The 20450-nt window shown below is 62.5% G+C and carries 18 protein-coding genes and 1 pseudogene; 13 read left to right on the top strand and 6 right to left on the bottom strand.

Translation table 11 applies throughout. The features are described 5' to 3' along the window. Nucleotides 1–8: 8 nt before the first annotated feature. The 3 genes from B0G81_RS36315 to B0G81_RS36305 are packed head-to-tail and all read left to right on the top strand — an operon-like array spanning nt 9 to nt 3249. The gene (locus B0G81_RS36315; RefSeq protein WP_134142384.1) at nt 9–1115 is read left to right on the top strand and encodes an ABC transporter permease; all 1107 of its coding nucleotides are present in this window, start codon (nt 9–11) and stop codon (nt 1113–1115) included. A 44-nt stretch (nt 1116–1159) separates the two neighbouring features. Further along, entirely contained in the window at nt 1160–2089 is a 930-nt protein-coding gene (locus B0G81_RS36310) for an ABC transporter permease (protein WP_012433315.1), read from the top strand. Nucleotides 2090–2142: 53 nt separating this feature from the next. After that, nucleotides 2143–3249 carry a BMP family ABC transporter substrate-binding protein gene (locus B0G81_RS36305; protein WP_134142382.1) on the top strand — a complete coding sequence of 369 codons (1107 nt, stop codon included), beginning with the start codon at nt 2143–2145 and terminating at the stop codon, nt 3247–3249. A gap of 122 nt (nt 3250–3371) precedes the next feature. Here the strand turns inward: B0G81_RS36305 and B0G81_RS36300 are convergent, their stop codons facing one another. Further along, the gene (locus B0G81_RS36300; RefSeq protein ID WP_091793652.1) at nt 3372–3578 is read right to left on the bottom strand and encodes a dodecin; all 207 of its coding nucleotides are present in this window, start codon (nt 3576–3578) and stop codon (nt 3372–3374) included. 171 nt (nt 3579–3749) lie between these two features. Here B0G81_RS36300 and B0G81_RS36295 point away from each other — a divergent pair, with 171 nt between their 5' ends. The 5 genes and pseudogenes from B0G81_RS36295 (at nt 3750) to B0G81_RS36275 (ending at nt 8821) form a co-directional block, all read left to right on the top strand. After that, nucleotides 3750–4817, top strand: a complete 1068-nt coding sequence (locus tag B0G81_RS36295; RefSeq protein ID WP_134142380.1) for an NAD(P)-dependent oxidoreductase — start codon at nt 3750–3752, stop codon at nt 4815–4817. 82 nt (nt 4818–4899) lie between these two features. Then, nucleotides 4900–6492, top strand: coding sequence for an ABC-F family ATPase (locus B0G81_RS36290; RefSeq protein WP_106285582.1), 1593 nt, complete (start codon nt 4900–4902; stop codon nt 6490–6492). A gap of 141 nt (nt 6493–6633) precedes the next feature. Then, nucleotides 6634–6762: pseudogene (locus tag B0G81_RS36285) on the top strand (aldehyde dehydrogenase family protein); the annotation flags it as partial. A gap of 128 nt (nt 6763–6890) precedes the next feature. Further along, on the top strand, nt 6891–8081 hold the full coding sequence (locus tag B0G81_RS36280; protein WP_134142378.1) for a nitronate monooxygenase family protein: 1191 nt from the start codon (nt 6891–6893) through the stop codon (nt 8079–8081). Nucleotides 8082–8152: 71 nt separating this feature from the next. Beyond that, a complete protein-coding gene (locus B0G81_RS36275) occupies nt 8153–8821 on the top strand; it encodes an OmpW family outer membrane protein (protein ID WP_279590522.1) in 669 nt (222 codons plus the stop codon). Nucleotides 8822–8965: 144 nt separating this feature from the next. Here B0G81_RS36275 and B0G81_RS36270 read toward each other — a convergent pair whose 3' ends face one another. The 3 genes from B0G81_RS36270 to B0G81_RS36260 all read right to left on the bottom strand — a co-directional run bounded on the left by B0G81_RS36270 (nt 8966) and on the right by B0G81_RS36260 (nt 12244). Next, nucleotides 8966–9169, bottom strand: a complete 204-nt coding sequence (locus B0G81_RS36270; RefSeq protein ID WP_012433308.1) for a DUF1289 domain-containing protein — start codon at nt 9167–9169, stop codon at nt 8966–8968. A gap of 156 nt (nt 9170–9325) precedes the next feature. Continuing rightward, nucleotides 9326–10663 (bottom strand): phospholipase A, encoded by a 1338-nt coding sequence (locus tag B0G81_RS36265; RefSeq protein WP_134142376.1) that lies wholly within the window; start codon nt 10661–10663, stop codon nt 9326–9328. A 276-nt stretch (nt 10664–10939) separates the two neighbouring features. Next, on the bottom strand, nt 10940–12244 hold the full coding sequence (locus B0G81_RS36260; protein WP_121307799.1) for an Nramp family divalent metal transporter: 1305 nt from the start codon (nt 12242–12244) through the stop codon (nt 10940–10942). Nucleotides 12245–12754: 510 nt separating this feature from the next. On the opposite strand from B0G81_RS36260, the gene B0G81_RS36255 reads away from it, so the two are divergent. The 5 genes from B0G81_RS36255 to B0G81_RS43955 all read left to right on the top strand — a co-directional run bounded on the left by B0G81_RS36255 (nt 12755) and on the right by B0G81_RS43955 (nt 17413). Further along, complete coding sequence (locus B0G81_RS36255) at nt 12755–13855, top strand: polyamine ABC transporter substrate-binding protein (RefSeq protein WP_134142374.1); 1101 nt, start codon at nt 12755–12757, stop codon at nt 13853–13855. Nucleotides 13856–13947: 92 nt separating this feature from the next. Continuing rightward, nucleotides 13948–15114 carry a polyamine ABC transporter ATP-binding protein gene (potA, locus tag B0G81_RS36250; protein ID WP_166679112.1) on the top strand — a complete coding sequence of 389 codons (1167 nt, stop codon included), beginning with the start codon at nt 13948–13950 and terminating at the stop codon, nt 15112–15114. Next, complete coding sequence (locus B0G81_RS36245) at nt 15111–16040, top strand: ABC transporter permease subunit (protein ID WP_134142372.1); 930 nt, start codon at nt 15111–15113, stop codon at nt 16038–16040. The genes potA and B0G81_RS36245 overlap by 4 nt, the downstream gene beginning before the upstream one ends. Continuing rightward, complete coding sequence (locus B0G81_RS36240; RefSeq protein WP_134143312.1) at nt 16040–16858, top strand: ABC transporter permease subunit; 819 nt, start codon at nt 16040–16042, stop codon at nt 16856–16858. The genes B0G81_RS36245 and B0G81_RS36240 overlap by 1 nt, the downstream gene beginning before the upstream one ends. Nucleotides 16859–17245: 387 nt before the next feature. Further along, entirely contained in the window at nt 17246–17413 is a 168-nt protein-coding gene (locus tag B0G81_RS43955; RefSeq protein WP_166679111.1) for a hypothetical protein, read from the top strand. Between the two features lie 126 nt (nt 17414–17539). On the opposite strand, the gene B0G81_RS36235 is transcribed toward B0G81_RS43955, so the two are convergent. Together B0G81_RS36235 and B0G81_RS36230 are read right to left on the bottom strand one after the other, a co-directional pair. Then, nucleotides 17540–18946 (bottom strand): methyl-accepting chemotaxis protein, encoded by a 1407-nt coding sequence (locus B0G81_RS36235; RefSeq protein WP_134142370.1) that lies wholly within the window; start codon nt 18944–18946, stop codon nt 17540–17542. A gap of 438 nt (nt 18947–19384) precedes the next feature. After that, nucleotides 19385–20374 (bottom strand): alpha/beta hydrolase, encoded by a 990-nt coding sequence (locus tag B0G81_RS36230; protein ID WP_134142368.1) that lies wholly within the window; start codon nt 20372–20374, stop codon nt 19385–19387. Nucleotides 20375–20450: the final 76 nt, after the last annotated feature.

Raw genomic sequence — 20450 nt, 5'->3', positions numbered from 1 at the left:
CGCTACCCATGATTCTTCCGTATCGACTCGAAGCCCGCACAACGCCCTCGCGCACCATGCAGCTCGCCGTGCCGCTGATCGCCGCGTTGCTCACGCTCGCGATCGGCTTTCTGATCTTCAGCCTCGTCGGCCGCGATCCGTTGCAAGCCATGCACGCGTTTTTCATCGAGCCGCTGTCCAGCGTGAACGGCTGGTCCGAACTGCTGCTGAAGGCGTCGCCGTTGTGCCTGATCGGCCTCGGTCTTGCCATCGGCTATCGCGCCAACGTGTGGAACATCGGCGCGGAAGGGCAGATGCTGCTCGGCGGCATCGCCGCAAGCGGCGTCGCGATCTATTTCGATCAGGCCACCGGCTGGTGGATTCTGCCGACCATGATGATCGCCGGCGTGCTCGGCGGCATGGCGTGGGCGGCGATTCCGGCGCTGCTCAAAAGCCGTTTCAACACCAACGAGATTCTCGTCAGCCTGATGCTGACGTACGTGGCCACGCAACTGCTGATCTACCTGGTGAGCGGCCCGTGGCGCGACCCGCAGGGCATGAACTTCCCGCTCTCGGAGATGTTCAGCGGCGACGCGCTCTATCCGACTTTCTCGGGCGACTGGCACGTCAAATGGCTGCGCGGCACGCGTCTGAACGCTTCGGTGTTCGTCACGCTGATCGCGATTCCGCTCGTGTGGGTTTTCATGCGCAAGAGTTTCGCGGGCTACCGCATGAACGTCGGCGGTCTCGCGCCGCTTGCCGCGCGCTACGCCGGTTTTTCCGACAAGAAGACCATCTGGACGTCGCTTCTGATCAGCGGCGGCCTCGCGGGCCTCGCCGGCATGGGCGAGATCTCCGGCCCGATCGGCCAGTTGCAGGCCACGTGGTCGCCGGGTTATGGCTTCACGGCCATCATCGTCGTGTTCGTGGGACGGCTGCATCCGCTCGGCATCGTGCTCGCCAGCCTGCTGATGGCGCTGCTGTATCTCGGCGGCGAAGCCGTGCAAACCTCGATGCAACTGCCGCAGGCGCTTTCCGGCGTGTTCCAGGGGCTGTTGCTGTTCTGCCTGCTGGGCGCCGACCTGTTCGTAAACTACCGCGTGCGCCGACGCACGCTGGCCGCCCAGGCTCACTGACTCGCCCACTGCTCATCGTTCACTGATTTTTGCGCCGGATCTAAATGGACATTCAACAAGCCAGCTCGCTCACGTCGAGCGCCGTCACCGCCGCGATTCCGCTGATGTTCGCGGGCGCGGGCGAACTCGTCACCGAAAAATCGGGCGTTCTCAACCTTGGCGTCGAAGGCATGATGCTGATGGGCGCGGTGACCGGCTACGCGGTCACCGCGATCACCGGCAGCCCGTGGCTCGGCGTGCTCGCCGCGATCGGCGCCGGTCTCGCCATGTCGCTGCTGTTCGCGTTTCTCACGCTCACCATGCTCGCCAATCAGGTCGCCACCGGCCTCTCGCTGACGATCTTCGGCATCGGCCTGTCGGCGTATGTCGGCAAGCCGTACACATCGGCGGCGGTGCGCGCGACCATCGACACGTGGACCATTCCCGGTCTGTCCAAGATCCCGGTGCTCGGCCCCGCGTTTTTCAGCCTCACGCCGCTCGATTACCTCGCGTTCTTGATGTTCGCGGTGATCGGCTGGTTCCTGTACCGCACGCGCGCGGGACTTGTGTTGCGCTCTGTCGGCGAATCGCCGCAGGTGGCGCACTCGGTGGGCTTTCCGGTAATCGGCGTGCGCTACGGCGCGGTGGCGTTCGGCGGCGGCATGGCCGGGCTTGCGGGCGGTTACTACTCGATCGTCAATCTGCACTTGTGGCAGGAGCAGCTCACCTCGGGTCGCGGCTGGATCGCGCTCGCGCTGGTCGTGTTCGCGACCTGGCGCCCAGGACGCCTGCTGATCGGCGCGCTGCTGTTCGGCGCCGTGACCGGCCTGCAGTTTTACGCACAGGCGATCGGCGTGCCGGTGCCGACGCAATTCCTCGCGATGCTGCCGTACGTCGCGACAGTCGTCGTGCTGGTGCTGATCTCGCGCAATCCGAACACGATCCGTCTGAATGCGCCGGCATCGCTGGGCAAACCGTTTTTCTCGGCGGGCTGACCGACCATCGACTCCGCTTTTCACATCATTCGATAAACATGACAGGAGAAAACATGAAGAGAAGAAATCTGCTAACCGCTTTCGCGTGGGGCGCGGCCTCGCTGGCGCTTGCTGCCGCGGTGACTGCGCCGCTCGCGCAAAGCGCGCAGGCCGCCGATGCGCCGGGCGTCGCGTTCGTCTACCTGGGCAATCCGGGCGATGCCGGCTGGACCTTCGCGCACGATCAGGGCTCGAAGGAAGCGGAAGCGAAGTTCGGCAACAAAATCAAGATCACGCGCATCGAAAACGTGCCGGAATCGGCAGACTCCGAGCGCGTGTTCCGCGATCTGGCGAACAAGGGCAACAAGATCATCTTCGGTTCGAGCTTCGGCTATCAGGACTTCGAACTGAAGGTTGCGAAGGATTTCCCGGACACCGTGTTCCTGCACGCAACCGGCTACAAGAAGGCGCCGAACTTCGGCACCTATGACGTGCGCATGTACCAGGGTGCGTATCTCGCCGGTGTCGCCGCGGGCTACGTGACGAAGACCAACACGCTCGGCTTCGTGGCGTCGGTGCCGATTCCCGAAGTGATCCGCAACATCAATGCGTACACGCTCGGCGCGCGTTCGGTGAATCCGAAGGTGCATACCAAGGTTATCTGGATCAACAGCTGGTTCGATCCGGGCAAGGAGAAGCAGGCTGCTGAAACGCTGATCGGCCAGGGCGCCGACGTGCTGCTGCAAAACACCGATTCGAGCGCCACGCTCGCCACGGCGTCGGCCAAGCATGTGCATGCGTTCGGCTGGGATTCGGACATGAAGAAGTTCGGTCCCGACGCGCACCTCGGTTCGGTGGTCGCGCACTGGGGCGTGTATTACAACGCGGCGATCCAGCAGGTGCTGGACGGCAAGTGGAAGAACGATCCGGTGTGGTGGGGCATTCCGCAGAAGGCCGTCAACCTGGAAGATCTGAACACGTCTGCAATTTCGGCTGACGCGCAGAAGCAAGTCGCGACCAAGCGCGACGAACTGGCGGGCGGCAAGTGGGACGTCTTCACGGGTCCGATCAAGGATCAGTCCGGCGCGGTGAAGGTGCCGGCCGGCAAGACGCTGACCGATCCGGAACTGCAACGCCTGAACTGGTATGTGGAAGGCGTGGACGGTTCGCTGCCGAAGTAACGTCGGCGCCAAATCGAACAGGCGGAGGTTTCAGTAACCCCTGTTTTAAGAGGCTGCGTCCGGTGCGGACGCAGCTTTTTTCGTCGGAGTTTTAGAGCGCTGACGGCCACGCCGTCGGCGCGTCAGTCGATGCGCAGGCCGACCTTGATGGTGACCTGCCAGTAAGCCACCTTGTCGTTTTCGATCTGGCCTCGCGTTTCCGTCACTTCGAACCAGTGCAGATTGCGCAGCGTCTTCGACGCTTTCGCGATTGCCGTGCTGATGGCGTCATCGATCGATTTCGTCGACGAGCCGGTCAGTTCGATCTGTTTGTAGACGTGTTCGGACATGGACTTCCTCCTTTGATCTTCGTTGGTGTTCAAAAAGTATAGGCAACGCAAGCGCCGCGAACGGCCTCGTGTGAGCGAGTCATGTCGCACATGCCGTGCCCGGTATGCCGTGGCCGGACGCCGCCGTTATCATGTCCGCGCAACTCAATCTGATAGCCGACGAGGTTCGAAGTGGAAATTGGTTTTTGCGGTCCTGGTTTGATGGGCGCGCCGATGATCCGGCATCTGCTGCGCGCGGGGCATACCGTGCATGTCTGGAATCGCACGCGGGCCAAGGCGGAAGTGTTAGTGGCGGACGGCGCCCGGGTGGCCGACACCCCGCGAGAACTTGCGACACGATGTGAAGCCGTGCTGCTGTGCGTCGCGGATGCGGCGGCGGTGGAAGAGACCGTGTTCGGCGCTTCGGGCCTTCTTGGCGCCGATGCGCCCGTATCGGGCCGGTTGCGCTGGATCGTCGATCACTCCAGCATCCCGCCGGCCGCGACGCGCGCATTCGCGCAGCGCGCGGCGGCGCTGACGGCGGTTCGCGCGGACGGAGGTGTGGACGGGGGCGCGGGGATGGGCGAGGACGCAGGTCTGGGCGACGGCGCAGGTGGAGTAAGGAGCGCAGGCGCGGACCCACGCACAGGCGCCGGCGAGAACACGGGCGACGGCGCGAACTCGAACGCGGTCGAAAGAGCGGCCGCCGGCAGCATCGGCTGGATCGACGCCCCTGTGTCAGGCGGCGTGGCCGGCGCCACCGCCGGCACGCTGGCAGTCATGGCGGGCGGCGCCGCTGCGGACGTCGAAGCCGTCAAGCCGTTGCTCAGCGCCTACGCGTCCCGTGTCACGCACATGGGCGAGGTCGGCGCGGGCCAGACCGCCAAGCTGTGCAATCAAACCATCGTCACGGCGACGCTCGCGGCGATTGCAGAAGCGGTGAGCCTCGCGCAGCGCAGCGGCCTCGACGCTTCCCGGCTGACCGAAGGTCTGGCCGGCGGCTGGGCCGATTCGGTGCTGCTGCAAACATTCGTGCCGCGCATGACGCAAACCGGCCTCGCGCCGATCGGCGCGTTCCGGACCTTTCAGAAGGACATCGACACGGTGGCGGCGACCGCCTACGAGACCGGCACGCCCATGCCGGTCTCGTCGACGGTTCAGCAATTGCTGCGGCTCGGCGCGGCGATGGGGCTGGGCGAGGCCGACCTGTCGGCGTTCATCGACGTTTTGCAGACACCGCGAGGCATTCAAAGCCGGTAGCGCGACGGGCGCGCGGGTTGAATTCGCGATAACCTGCTAAAATATTGGGTTTTTCGCCGATATCACATTAAAGGGACGCGCCGTGCTGTCTACCGCCAATATCACCATGCAATTCGGGCCAAAGCCCCTCTTCGAGAATATCTCGGTCAAATTCGGGGGAGGGAACCGCTATGGCCTGATTGGTGCGAACGGCTGCGGCAAGTCCACTTTCATGAAGATCCTGGGCAGCGACCTGGAGCCGAGTTCGGGCAACGTCATGCTCGAACCGAACATCCGCCTCGGTAAATTGCGCCAGGATCAGTTCGCCTACGAAGACGTGCGCGTGCTCGACGTTGTGATGATGGGCCACGCCGAAATGTGGGCCGCCATGACCGAGCGCGACGCGATCTACGCGAACCCCGACGCGACGGACGACGACTACATGCACGCCGCCGAACTCGAAGCGAAGTTCGCCGAGTACGACGGCTACACCGCCGAAGCGCGCGCGGGCGAGCTGCTGCTCGGCATCGGCATCGCGATCGAGGACCACAACGGCCCGATGAGCAACGTCGCGCCGGGCTGGAAGCTGCGCGTGCTGCTCGCGCAGGCGCTGTTCTCGAAGCCGGACGTGCTGTTGCTGGACGAGCCGACCAACAACCTGGACATCAACTCGATCCGTTGGCTGGAGGATGTGCTCAACCAGTACAACTCGACGATGATCATCATCTCGCACGATCGGCACTTCCTGAACCAGGTCTGCACGCACATGGCCGACATGGACTACGGCACGCTGAAGGTCTATCCGGGCAACTACGACGACTACATGCTGGCGAGCACGCAGGCGCGCGAGCGTCAGCAGAACGCCAACGCGAAGGCGAAGGAACGTGTGGCCGACCTGCAGGACTTCGTGCGCCGCTTCTCGGCGAACAAGTCGAAGGCGCGCCAGGCTACCAGCCGCCTGAAGATGATCGACAAGATCAAGATCGAGGAATTCAAGCCGTCGTCGCGGCAGAACCCGTTCATCCGCTTCGAGTATGAGAAGAAGCTGCACAACATCGCGGTGGTGGCCGAGAAGATTTCGAAGAAGTACGAGCGTCAGATTTTCAACGACTTCAGCATTAGCGTGCAGCCGGGCGAGCGGATCGCGATCATCGGCGAGAACGGCGCGGGCAAGACCACGCTGTTGCGCTCGCTGCTCGGCAAGCTCACGCTCGATCACGGCACGGTGAAGTGGGCCGAGAACGCGAACGTCGGTTATATGCCGCAGGACACGTACGAAGAGTTTCCGGACGACGTCACGCTAATGGACTGGATCGACGGCTATCGCCAGGAAGGTGACGACGAGCAGATGGTGCGCGGCACGCTCGGCCGGCTGCTGTTCAATGCCGACGACATCCGCAAGTCGGTCAAGGTGCTCTCCGGCGGCGAGAAGGGCCGCATGATCTGGGGCAAGCTGATGCTGGGTCGCCACAACGTGCTGCTGATGGACGAGCCGACCAACCACATGGACATGGAATCGATCGAATCGCTGCAGATCGCGCTCGACAAGTTCGAAGGCACGCTGATTTTCGTGTCGCACGACCGCGAGTTCGTGAGCGGCCTGGCGAATCGGATTATCGAAGTGAAGACCAATGGCACGTTGAACGACTTCGGTGGCAACTACGAAGACTTTCTGTTGAGCCAGGGCGTGCAGTAATCAGGACTGAACCGCTTGTTGCACCGCAAAGCCCGCTTCTCCGAAGCGGGCTTTTTTCATGGCGCGCGCGTTGCCACGTGCTTTCTGAACTCCGGACAAACCTGTTCGGCGCACACGCGCATCGAGGCGGGCGCCGAACTGGTGACGGGCCGCACGTGGAACATAGCCGCGCCCTTCGGCGGTTTCAAACAATCGGCTTTCGGCCGCGAAAACGGGGTCTATGGACTCGAAGAGTATCTCGAACTCAAGTCCATGCAGTTCAAGGCGTGATCCGGCTGACCGATATCAAATGATCGACACAATGACTAAAGCTTCGGCCCGCTCATTGACCTGAAGCAACGCAGGCTGCGCCCGACCGACGATTATCAGCGTTTCGATAATCCGCCATCGGGCCAGTCATGCTCACCTCTCATCCCCTCCCACCGCTGGTTATTCGCGGCCGCTCACTACTGCCGATCGTGCAAGGCGGCATGGGCGTCGGCATTTCGGCGCACCGGCTGGCCGGCAGCGTCGCTCGCGAAGGCGCGCTGGGCACCATCGCCAGTATCGACTTGCGGCATCATCATAGCGATCTTACGGAACGCTGCCGCGAGTCGCCCGAGCGGGCCACGCTGGAAGAAGCCAATCTCACCGCGCTGACCCGCGAAATTCACTCCGCTAAAGCACTCAGCGAAGGCCGCGGCATGATCGCCGTCAACGTGATGAAAGCGGTCAGCGCGCAAGCCGACTACGTGCGCGTCGCATGCGAAAGCGGCGCCGACGCGATTGTCATGGGCGCCGGCCTGCCGCTCGATTTGCCCGACATGACCCAAGGCCACGACATCGCGCTGATTCCGATTCTGTCGGATAGCCGCGGCGTCGCGCTCGTGCTGAAGAAATGGATGAAAAAAGGCCGTTTGCCCGACGCGATGGTGATCGAACATCCGGCGCATGCGGGCGGCCATCTCGGCGTCAGCAACCTGACCGATCAACACGATGGACGCTTCGATTTCTTCCGCATCCTCGAAGAACTCGACACGGTATTCGTCTCGCTCGGCCTGAACCGGCAGGACGTGCCCTTGATCGTCGCGGGCGGCATCAATAGTCACGAGGCCGTCTGTAAGCTGCTGAACGCGGGCGCCAGCGGCGTGCAACTCGGCACGCCGTTCGCCGTTACCGAGGAAGGCGACGCGCATCCGAATTTCAAGCGCGTACTGGCTGAAGCCACGCCGGAGGACATCGTCGAATTCGTCAGCGTGACGGGACTGCCCGCGCGCGCTGTGAAAACGCCGTGGCTGATGCGCTATCTGCGGCATGAAACGAAAATCCGCGAGAAAGTCGGCGCGCTCAAACATATCTGCCCGACCGCACTCGAATGTCTCAGCGCGTGCGGCTGGCGCGACGGTATCGAGAAGTTCGGCCACTTCTGCATCGACACGCGGCTCGCGGCGGCCTTGCGCGGCGACGTGGCGAACGGTCTGTTCTTCCGCGGCCGCGAAGCGTTGCCGTTCGGCACGGCGATCCGCAGCGTGCACGATCTGCTCGAACTGCTGTTGACGGGCGCGACGCGACCGGCTGTCGCAGGGCGCTGGGCATTCTCGCTGGGTTGATACGCGTCAACCTGCCGCGCGACGAGAACTTCGACAATCCCCGCATGCAAACAAACCAAGCGGGGAAGCACATGAAGCACTCGTCCAGAAACAGAAACAGAAACAGAATCCGAACCGCCGCCATCGCAGCGAGCCTGCTGTTCGCGGGCGTGCTCGCGCCGCTGGCGCATGCGGCCGGCGACGACGAGATGAGCGGTATTCACGCCGGCGACGTGCTGGTGCGCTTGCGCGCCATCAGCATCATGCCGAACGTGAGCACGACGCAATCGCTGAGCGCGCTCAACGTCGGCGTCAATAACGCGACCGTGCCGGAACTGGATCTGACCTACATGATTCGCGACAACCTCGGCGTCGAGTTGATTCTCGGCACGTCGCGGCATCAAGTGACTTCGAACCTCGGCGGCCTGGGCGGCGTAAACGTATTACCGCCCACGTTGCTGTTGCAATATCACTTCAATCACGCGGGCCGCATTCGCCCATATGTCGGCGCGGGTCTCAATTACACGCTGTTCTATAACAATGGCCTGAGCGCGGGCGGCCAGCCGATCTCGATCAACAATCACAGCTGGGGACCGGCGTTGCAGGCCGGCGTCGACGTGCAGGTCACCAAGTCCCTGTTCGTCAACGCGGATATCAAGAAGATCTGGATGCACACGGATGCTTCGCTCGGCGGGCAGCCGCTTGGCCGCTTGAGCATCGATCCGGTGGTGGTCGGCCTGGGTGTCGGCATGCGGTTCTGATTGTCACGCATTACATGCGCGCTTGACCAACATGCGTTGCCACGTGAAAACGCCGGGTGCAATTTCGTCCCGGCGTTCTCTTTTGACATTGAATCTGAGCGGCCAGCGCCGCAAGCATCGGGCGACCGGAGCCGCCAGGCCAATCTACAGCTTGTCGTTCGCAAACCGCATCGCGGTGCCTTCCTGCTCGATGCGAACCCACACGGCGCGCTTTTCCTCGTCGCTCAGGAAAACCCAGTTGGACACTTCGACGGCGGTGCGGCCGCAGCCTTTGCAGACGTCGTCGAACAGCGTGGAACAGACGCCGATGCACGGGCTGTCGGGGAGATCGTGGAGATTCGAAGCCATCGGAAACCTTGGGGCGGAGAAGCGAAGTTCCGCTATGTTAACCGATGCGCGCCATGCGCCTCGCCGCGTGCCATCGGCATGGCCGCGGTTCGCGCACTGTTGGCAGCATCTGCCGCATATTTCGACGCCTTCGACGCGCGATATCGCCCGCTCGCATCAACGCGCGATGCTGTAGCCGATCCGTGCGATCCAGTGCTGGCGGTTGTTGTAGTCGAGCAGGTCTTCGCCGTAGCCGTTGAAATAGCCCACCCACACATAGCCGCCCCACGCGCTGCCCAATAGCTTGGCGAGCGGATAGGTGAATTGCGAATCCACGCTGCCGTACCAGTGCTTGGTGCCCTTGCGCAGCGTGGTCGCCAGTTGCCAGCCGTCCGGGCTGCCGTATTTGACGAGCAAGTCGACGTAGCCGCGATAGTCGGCGATATCGGGGTTGCTGCTCGTGCCGAGGTAGTAATAGATCTTCGGCGACACGGTCAGGTGGTTGGCCGTCAGATCGCCGAATTCCCAGGTCGGCCGGATAAACGGCATGTTGATGCTGCGCGAGTCCGCGCCGGCTTTGCCGTTCGACTCATGCGCAACGCCGGCCGCGAAGCCCATGCGCGTGTAAAGCGGGCTCTGCCAGCCGGTGTCCGGCACGTAGTAGAACAACTGCGGCGAATAGGTCGTGTCGTGGAACGGCCGCGAATCGGCGGACAGATCCCAGATCGAGGTCTGCGTATATGCGAAGTACAGGTTGTCGAGGAAGGCTTTGGAGCGCAAATCGTCCGGGATCAGGATGCGGTATTTGAAACTCAGTTGCAGCCGCGCGTTTGTGTCCCCGTTGTGGCCGAACGCGATGTACATCGGATCGTAATAGGAAAGGTGCGAGAGCACGCCGCGTCCGGTGGTCGCGAGCGAATCGCCGGGCGGCGCAATGGCGTCGCCGGTCGGGCCGCCGACCACGGCGGCCGTCGCCGCAACCTGAGCGGGCGTGGTCGCCTGGCTTTCCGCGCGTTCGGCCTGGGCAATCGCGTCCTGCTGCGGCCCGCGATTGATTGCGACGAGCGCCGGCGACGCATCGAAGCCCACCGGGTCGATGCGGACCTCGCCGCGCGCCGACTGCGGCCAGGGCGCCGAGAAACGCACCTTGCGGAACTGGCCCGGCCGCAGATGCAGCGTGTCGGGCACGCTCGCTTCGCGTTTCAAATCGAGCGGCTGCGGCGACTGTTCGCCTGCGCTCATCGTCACGCGGATGGTCGGCGGGACGGTGATGGTCAGGGCCTTGGCGTCGTCGGCGGAGTAGAGCAGTGTGATCTGCAACGGCTCGCTGGCGGCGGCCACGCGGGCGGGTTGCAGCATCGCGACCGTCGCGCGCGCCTCGCCGCTGAGGAGGGCGCAGGCGGCGCAGACGGCGAGCGTGGCGAGCAGCGTGACGCGGGAGAAGCGCGCCGTGAGTTGACGGGACTGAGGGGAGGCGTTGCGGGCAAGGCAGTCGATTGAGGCGTCAAAACGCATGAGGCTGTCGTCCTGGAGCAAGGGCGGCGAGCAAAACGGACACGGCAGGCATCGAAAGACGACACCCGCAACGCTCACCGGATCGGTCGCGCGGAAGCGCTGAAGGGCGCAAAAAAAGGGCACAAAAATGGCTGCCGCAAACAACCCGGCAGCCGGGATGAAACAGGCCGCACAGCCGGCGCGCTGCGCAAGCAGACGGCGTCGCCGGTCATGGCGAGATACTCAGAGAATACTTACAAAGTCATTTGATTGACAGGCCGGTCGAAAACCGGCCTCTCAGACACCGAACGCGAGTTGCCACAACAACGCGCCGTTGAGCATGATGATGAACGCCGCGGACAGCCACGCGAGCACGAGCGGCACGCCGCGCACGCGCCAGCCGCGCATCAGCGCGGCGTCCGACGTGAAGCGGATCAACGGCACGACCGCGAGCGGCAATTGCAGGCTCAGCACCACCTGGCTTGCCACCAGCAACTGATTGGAACCGTGCTGGCCGAACAGCGCGACCGCGAAGAGCGCCGGCCCGATCGCCAGCGCGCGGGTCAGCAGGGCGCGCTTCCAGCGCGGCAGACGGATGCGCAGAAAGCCTTCCATGACCGCCTGGCCCGCCAGCGTGCCGGTGACGGTCGCGCTCAGTCCGCAGGCGAGCAGCGCCGCCGCGAACAGAATGCCGGCCCAATGCGTACCGACAAGCGGTGCGATCAGACGGTGGGCATCCGCGAGATCGGTCACGTCACGATGGCCGCTCACATAGAACACGGCGGCGGCCACGATCAACAGCGCCGCATTGATCACGAAAGCAAACGACAGCGAACCGAAAGTGTCCAGATTGACGACGTGCAGCGCGACTTTGATCTGCGCGTCGCTGCCGTCGGGGGCGTGATGCTTGACGAGTGCCGAGTGCAGATAGAGGTTGTGCGGCATCACCGTCGCGCCGACGATGCCCGCCGCGAGCCACACCATGCCCGCGTTGCGCAGCAGCTCGACGCTCGGCACCGTGCCGGCGAGCGCCGCGTGCCAGTCCGGCCGCGCCAGCGCGAGCTGGACCACGAAGCACAGGCCGACGAAGCCGATCAGCGCCGCGATCACCGCTTCCAGTTTGCGGCCGCCTTTCCGCTGGAGCGCGAGCAGCGCAAAGGTGCAGACCGCCGACATGAGGACCCCGACCGTGAGCGACACGCCAAGTAGCAATTGCAACGCGACGGCGCTGCCGACCACCTCGGCGACGTCGCACGCGATGATCGCGACCTCGCTCGTCAGCCACAGAAAGAGGGTGCCCCGGCGGCCCGTGCGTTCGCGGCAGACTTGCGCGAGATCGCGCCCGGTCACGACGCCCAGGCGCGACGACAGCCACTGCAGCAGCATCGCCATCAGGCTCGACAGCAGCACGATGCCGAGCAGGCGGTAGCCGTAGCCAGCGCCGGCGCCGAGAGCGGTCGCCCAGTTGCCCGGATCGATATAGCCGACCGCGATCAACGCCCCAGCGCCGACGAACGAGAGCCAGTGCGGCGGACGTGCCGCCCCATCGCCCGGCAGAGGCCGGCGGCGATTGGGGCGCAATGCGAACGGATTCGTGTTCATCGATGCCTGAGGTTTAAGACTGAATCCTCTTGCAAGCCACGTGCCCGCCGTGCGGACGGCGGGCGGCGCGTCGAGATCGGGACGCGGCAACGCGATGGGCGGCGTGCCATCGCTCGGCCTGTGAGAGCTATTGTGCACCGTCGAACGCTTCGCGGCTTGAGTGCACTCCGACCTTGGCCGTTCGGCATCGAAGTCACGGAATACGGCCGCCCGCCACCACCGTTTGCGCGAACGAAGCGCGCCCTGCGCAGCGTCAACTTGACAACCAGATAACGGCGCACCGGTACGGGTGTTTTTTTCGGGTGGACACGCGCGCATAACCCGCTAAAATTGCGGCCAATTTTCCAGCGGTGCGGCGGACGCTGTACCGTTTGCGCGACAGCCTGGCAATTTTTTTGGTCCGCGCAATAATTGATGGTACTTTTCGGGTTTTTCAGGGGAGCCGTGGGCGCAGTGCCGCGGCGCGGGTGAGGACGGCCGGCAACGGGCCGGTCAGGATCGGAGAACGGAATGAAAAGACGGGTAGTGGGGCAAGTGGCGGCGCTGGTCTTGTGCGCGGCGCCGTGGTTGACGGCCGCTGCGAAAGACACGCAGCTCAACGTGTATAACTGGTCCGATTACATCGCCAAGGACACCATTCCGAACTTCACGAAACAGACCGGCGTTCAGGTCAAATACGACAACTACGACAGCGACGACACGCTGCAAGCCAAGCTCCTTACCGGCAATTCCGGCTACGACATCGTCGTGCCGACCAGCAATTACGCCGGCAAGCAGATCGCCGCCGGCATTTTCGCGCCGCTCGACAAATCGAAGCTGCCGAACCTGAAGTACCTCGATCCCTCGCTGATGGCGCTCGTCGCCGGCGCCGATCCGGGCAACAAGTTCACGGTGCCCTGGGCATACGGCACGACCGGCCTCGGCTACAACGTCAACAAAGCGCAGCAGATTCTCGGCAAGAACGTGCCGCTCGATAGCTGGGACGTCCTCTTCAAGCCGGAAAACATTTCGAAACTGAAGGCGTGCGGCGTGTCCGTGCTCGACGCGCCGGACCAGATGTTCGCCGCCGCGCTGCATTACATCGGCAAGGATCCGATGAGCACGAACCCGGCCGATTACCGCGCCGCGCTCGAAATGATGAAGAAGATCCGCCCGTACATCACGCAGTTCAATTCGTCGGGCTATATCAACGACCTGGTTGGCGGCGACGTGTGCTTTGCGTACGGCTGGTCGGGCGACGTCGTGATCGCCAAGCATCGCGCGGTCGAAGCGAAGAAGCCCTACAAGGTCGAGTATTACATTCCGAAGGGCGGTGCGCCCGTGTGGTTCGACGTGATGGCGATTCCGAAGGACGCGAAGAACAAGGAAGCCGCGCTCGAATGGATCAACTACATCGAAACGCCGCAGGTTCACGCCGCGATCACCAACGCCGTCTACTACCCGAGCGCCAACCTCGAAGCGCGCAAGTACGTGGACAAGGACGTGGCGAACGACCCGGCCGTGTATCCGCCGCCTGAAGTCATCAAGACCCTGTTCCTGCTGAAGCCGTTGCCGCCGGAAATCCAGCGGCTGCAAACGCGGCTGTGGACTGAATTCAAGTCCGGCCGCTGACCCGCGGCCAGAATGAACGGGTAGGCATCATCAAGAAGCCCTCGGTGTTCACCGGGGGCTTTGTTCGTCAAACGCCGGAGTCAAGCATTGTGATGAGTAGTGACCAGTCGGGCGCGCTGGCAGGGGCCGTCGCGCCGTCCCCGGGCCAGAACGCCGTTGCAGGCGACGCCACGGACAACTTCGTCCAGGTCGTCGATGTCGTGAAGAAGTTCGGCGAGACCGTGGCGGTCAAAGGCGTCAACCTCTCGGTGAAGAAGGGCGAGCTGTTCGCGCTGCTCGGCAGTTCCGGCTGCGGTAAGTCGACCTTGCTGCGCATGATGGCCGGACTCGAAAGCGTGAGCTCGGGCAAGATCCTGATCGACGGCGAAGACCTCGCGCAATTGCCGCCGTACCGGCGGCCGGTCAACATGATGTTCCAGTCGTACGCGCTGTTTCCGCATATGACCGTGGAGGGCAATGTTGCCTTCGGGCTGAAGCAGGAAGGCGTGCCGAAGGCCGAACTGAAGGACCGCGTGCAGACCGCGCTCGAACTCGTGCAGATGGGCCGCTTCGCGAAGCGCAAACCCAATCAGCTTTCCGGCGGTCAACAACAGCGCGTGGCGCTCGCGCGTTCGCTGGTCAAGCGGCCCAAGCTGCTGCTGCTCGACGAGCCGATGTCCGCGCTCGACAAGCAGATCCGCCAGCGCACGCAAATCGAACTGGTCAATATTCTCGACAAGGTGGGCGTGACCTGCATGATGGTGACGCACGATCAGGAAGAGGCGATGACCATGGCGGGCCGCCTTGCCGTGATGAGCGAAGGCGAGATCGTGCAGCTCGGCACGCCGCACGAAGTGTACGAATATCCGAATAGCCGTTTTTCGGCCGAGTTCATCGGCTCGACGAATCTGTTCGAAGGCCATACGGTTGAAGACGAGCCCGATCACGTGTTCATCGAAACGCCGGATCTGTCTTGTCGTTTGTATGTGAGCCACGGCATCAGCGGTCCGCTCGGCATGCCGGTGACGATTTCGGTGCGCCCCGAGCGGATCGCATTGACGCGCAAACCGCCTGAGGGCGCATACAACTGGGGCAAGGGCGTCGTCACGAATATCGCCTACATGGGCGGCTATTCGCTTTACCACGTGAAGCTCGACGCCGGCAAAACCGTGATCGCGAACGTGACGAGCCTCGCGCTGACCGAGATCGATCCGCCTACCTGGGGCGACGAAGTGTACGTGCGCTGGAGCGCATCGGCCGGCGTGGTGCTGACGTCATGAAGCGCTCGTTCAATTCCTTCGCCACCTGGCCGGTGCGGCGCTTCAACCTGACCGGGCGCACCGCGGTGGTGGCCGGTCCGTTCATCTGGCTGCTGCTGTTTTTTCTCGTGCCGTTCCTGCTGGTCGTCAAGATCAGTTTCGCCGATCTGCAGCTTGGTATTCCGCCTTACACGGAGTTGACCCAATTCGCGGACGGCGCGATTCACGCCACTCTGGATCTGTCGCATTACGCGTTTCTGCTGACCGACAGCCTCTATTTCGCGACCTACGTGAATTCCGTGGTGGTCGCCGCGATCTCGACGCTATTGTGTCTGCTGATCGGCTATCCGATGGCGTATTACATCGCGCGTTCGAATCCGGGCAGTCGCAATCTGCTGATGATGGCCGTGATGCTGCCGTTCTGGACGTCGTTTCTGATTCGCGTGTATGCGTGGATCGGGATTCTGAAGAACAACGGCTTGCTGAATAACTTTTTGATGTCGATCGGGTTGATTCACTCGCCGATCGAGTTGTATCACACGAATACCGCCGTTTATATCGGCATGGTCTATTCGTATCTGCCGTTCCTTGTGATGCCGCTGTATGCGCATCTCGTGAAGATGGACATGACGCTGCTGGAAGCCGCCTACGACCTCGGCGCGAAGCCTTGGAAGGCGTTCTGGCAGATCACGTTGCCGCTCTCGAAGAACGGCATCATCGCCGGTTGTTTGCTGGTGTTCATTCCGGCGGTGGGCGAGTACGTGATTCCCGAATTGCTGGGCGGCGCGAACACGCTAATGATCGGCCGCGTGATGTGGAATGAGTTCTTCGACAATGCCGATTGGCCGATGGCGTCTGCCGTGACGTGCGCAATGGTGTTGTTGTTATTGGTGCCGATGGCGTTTTTCCAGTACGCGCAGGCGAAGGCGATGGAGGAAAGGCGCTGATGAAACCGAACCGGATTTTGCAGTTGATTGCCTTGGGGATCGGGTTTCTGTTTCTGTACATTCCGATCGCGAGTCTGATTGTGTATTCGTTCAACGAATCGCAACTGGTCACCGTGTGGACGCGTTTTTCGACGCGCTGGTATGCGGCGTTGCTGCAGGATGACGAGTTGATCGCGGCGGCTTGGTTGTCGTTGCGCGTGGCTTTATTGACGGCGTTTGCTTCCGTTGTCATTGGCACGTGGGCCGGTTTCGTGCTCGCGCGGATGGGGCGGTTTCGCGGCTTTACGCTGTATACCGGGATGATCAATGCGCCGTTGGTGATCCCTGAGGTGATTCAGGGGATTTCGCTGTTGCTGCTGTTCATCGAAATGGCCAAGTGGTTGGGTTGGCCTGCCGGGCGCGGCATTTTCACGATCTGGATCGGGCATGTGATGCTGTGTATTTCTTATGTGGCGATCATCGTGCAGTCGCGGGTGAAGGAGTTGCATCCCTCGCTCGAAGAGGCGGCGCTAGATCTTGGGGCCACGCCGTTGCGAGTGTTTTTCTTTATTACGTTGCCGCTGATTTCTCAAGCGCTCGTTTCCGGGTGGCTGTTGTCGTTCACTTTGTCGATTGATGATCTGGTGCTGTCGGCGTTTTTGTCTGGGCCTGGGTCGACTACTTTGCCGCTCGTTGTTTTCTCGCGTGTTCGGTTGGGGTTGAATCCGGAGATGAATGCGTTGGCTACTCTCTTTATTGCTGTGGTTACTGTTGGGGTGGTGGCGGCTAATTATTTTATGCAGCGGGCGGAGAGGAGGCGGGCTGGGATGGCGGTTTGAGTTTCTCAGTTCTTTTGCGGTGGTCTTTGCGTTTTTGGCCTTTTCTTGTGTTCTTGGTGGTCTATTAGCGTTGCCCCTGTGCGGGCGGCACTTACTTCTCTTTGCCGGCCGCAAAGAGAAGTAAGCAAGAGAAAGCGGCTCACACCGCTAATTCTTAAGCGGGTCCCCCGCACAGTTGCGGTAGTGGTGCATCTGGAATCTGGGTTCTCGCGCATTCGGCGCTTGTGACAAGGCGCTCATTCTTCCCGCCTCGCGCTCCGCGCTCGCCGGAACGGTACGCTCAAAGGTAGTGGGTTTGTTTGTGCGCGATGGGGTCATCAGCGTTGCCCCAGTGATGGGACCTATCGGTAATTTCGTGGGCGGGGCATATCATGAGGGATCAAGATCATGGATGATGCCGCGCACATCGTCGTCAGCCGCTTTCTGAACGACCGCGACGGTGCGTGCAGCGCCGCCGGAAAAATGACTCCTTTGTCACTCACGCGGAATGTGCGAGAGCACGGATTCCAGATGCACCACTACCGCAACTGTGCGGGGGACCCGCTTAAGAATTAGCGGTGTGAGCCGCTTTCTCTTGCTTACTTCTCTTTGCGGCCGGCAAAGAGAAGTAAGTGCCGCCCCGCACAGGGGCAACGCTAATAGACCACCAAGAACACAAGAAAAGGCCAAAACCAAAAACCCTTAAACCCGATACCCAACCCGAACCCCACCCCAATGCCGCCCACCGACAAAAACCGGCGCCGACGCATCCTTCATCAGCACAAACTCCCCACCGCCCATATCCCGCCGATACGTCTGCAACAAAAACCGCTTGGTATGTGAAGCCGCGGCAATCCCGGTCCGATCATCGAACATCCGCCGATTCCGGCAATTCGCGGTGTTCCAGACCACATCACCATCCCGCTGCGGCATAGAAAACTTCAGATTGTGCGTCGGCAAATACCCCCGGGAATCGACCGCGGCACAAAACGCGACACGCGGATCGAGATCGAGCAAAGGCTCCTGAATAGCCGGCAAAACACGATCGGTCAAGGCAGTAAACCGCGTCAAAAACTGCGGCGGATTACTCCCAACCACCGGCACATAATGCCGGTCAAACAGATCCTCTATCGACACTTCACCACGCGCCACCGCCGTTTCGAATGCCTTGCTCACGGCGGCCGCCGCCCGCTGCACAGCCTCGATAAAACGCGTATCCGCCGTTTCCACACCCGTCGCGGCGGTCAGCTCGATCAGGGTTTCGGACACGCCAAGCAAATTCCCCAACCGGTCCTTCGCCTGCACGAAATTCTCGCTCGAATCCTCGACGCCGCTCGCCATTTCCAGCACCTGCGCCTCGAGTCCGCCGCACTGCGATTCGATCTCGCCGGTCAACACGGCGATCTGCCCGGCCTCGTCATTCAGATGCGCGATCGCATCGCCCGTTGCATGCACGACGTCGCCGATCTTGCGCGTGCCTTCGCGCACGCGGTGCGCCCGCGCGGTGTTCACGGATCCCTCGCTGATCAGCTGCTCGGTCTGTTGCGTGAGCTGCGCCAAGGTGGTCTCGATCTGCCCGGTGGCCTGCGCGGTCTTCGCCGAGAGGTTCTTCACTTCGGCCGCGACCACCGCGAAACTCTTGCCGGAGTCGCCGGCGCGCGCGGCTTCGATCGCGGCATTCAGCGCCAGTAGATGAGTCTGACGCGCGATCAGCGAAATCTCCTCGGAGACACGGCTCACATGCGCCAGCGCGCTGCGCAACGCGCCGATCTGGCTTTCGATGACGGTCACGCCTTCCACGAGTCCATGAATATCGGCCAGCGACGCTTCGAGCGTTTGCTGCGATTCCTGCACCCCGGTCGCGGCTTCGGCGGATACGTCGCTCATTTTCCGCGCGGCAGCGGCAATGCGATGATTGCCCGCGAGCGTCTGCGCGGCCGATTCGCGTAGCGCGCGGCATACTTGCGCCTGGTGTTGCACGCGCGCGGCTACTTCCTCGACGTGGCCCGATACGTCGCAGATTTCAATGCCCAATTTGCCGGCTTGCGCGGCAATATCGCCGACCACCGTGTGCGAACGGGCCGGACGGCGAAAGCTGAAACGCGTCATGGTGGTCTCCTTCCCATGCAATATGTTCTCCGCCGCCGCGCTCGGCGCATTCAATCGGCGCAATCACCCAACGCGTTTTCAGCGCCTCCTCGACGCGTTTACGGCAGTCTTTCAAGCGACTTGATCCGGGGTATCCCGCAGTCGTTATGATGTGCGGTCCAACTGCGATCCACACGCTTATCCGCAGACCTTTCCGTTTATTGCCGGTAACTCATGATCGACTCCTTCGCGCGCGTTTCGGGCTGGCAACAGCTCTATCATCTGTGGGAGCTGATCGTCATGCTCTGCAAGTTTCTCTGGGGACTGTTGCGTCTGCTGGGCGGCGGCTGAACGCGTCGCGCGAGGCGAGGGAAGGGCGCGCAAGATTCGCGCGCCATATGCACGCGCGAGCCCGCGCGAAACATCGATTGATTGAATTGCGGGGACGAAGCAGTCGGGTCAGGCCGGTTCGCGACGTGTGCCTTCGTCAACCGGAACGCGTGCGCCGCGCGTGCCGAGAAAAGCGCGCAGATCGGTCATCACACGCTCGGGCGCTTCTTCCATCGGAATATGGCCGAGCCCAGGATACATGATCGACTTCGCGCCCGGAATGCGGCTGGCGAATTCGGCGGCGTGCGCAGTCGGAATCCAGCGATCCTTCGCACCCCATAGCACGAGCGTCGGCACGTGGAGTGTCTTCAGCACGTCGGTGTCCACTTCCTTGAAGTCGAGCGTGGGCACCATTTTGCCGATCGCGGCACGCGTGCCTTCGCCGTGAAAGAACTCGACGTAGCGCCGTAGCGTCACCGCATCGATCTTGCGCGGATCGCCATACACGTTGCGCACCGCGCTTTTGACGATGACCTCAGGCAGCCACCACGGCGCACTGACCCGCACCAGCGCGCTGTTGAACAGGCCGATGTAAATCGGCAGTTTCATCGGAAAGCCGGCCGAGTCGATCAGCACGAGCCGTTCAACCGCTTCGCGATGCCGCACCGCATAGTCCCACGCAATCAGGCCGCCGAGCGAATTACCCATGAAGGTCGCGCGCGAGATGCCGAGCGCCTGCATGAATGTGTCGATGAAACGCCGATAGGTCGGCAGATTCATCGTTTCGATCGCTCCGCTGCCGGAGCGCAGCGGTCCTGTCACGCCGAACGGCGGCAGGTCGAGGCGGATCACGCGATGCCCGCGCTTGAGTTCGTCGGCGACGCGATTCCACGTATGCAGCGAAGACGCGAAGCCATGGATCATCACGATGATGTCGCCACTGCCTTCGTCGACGTAATGCACGTCGGCACCCATGATCTTCACGAATCTGGAGCCGCTTTGCGTATAGCGCCGGCGCAATTCGTCGCGCGGCACGCTGGTGATGCCGAGGCGCGCGGCGAGCGAGCGCGGCGGTAACGGGGACGTCGAGGCGGGCGTGCCGGAGTCGATGCTTGCCATGTTTGTTATCTCCCTTGTAGTTCGATTTCTGGTTCGCGCGGCTTCGAATTGGATCGCATGGGCGGTGTCGTGTTCT

This window comes from Paraburkholderia sp. BL6665CI2N2, assembly GCF_004366535.1.
Lineage (GTDB): Bacteria > Pseudomonadota > Gammaproteobacteria > Burkholderiales > Burkholderiaceae > Paraburkholderia.
The sequence above is the reverse complement of the archived record's forward strand: the minus strand, read 5'-3'. Positions and strand labels throughout refer to the sequence as shown.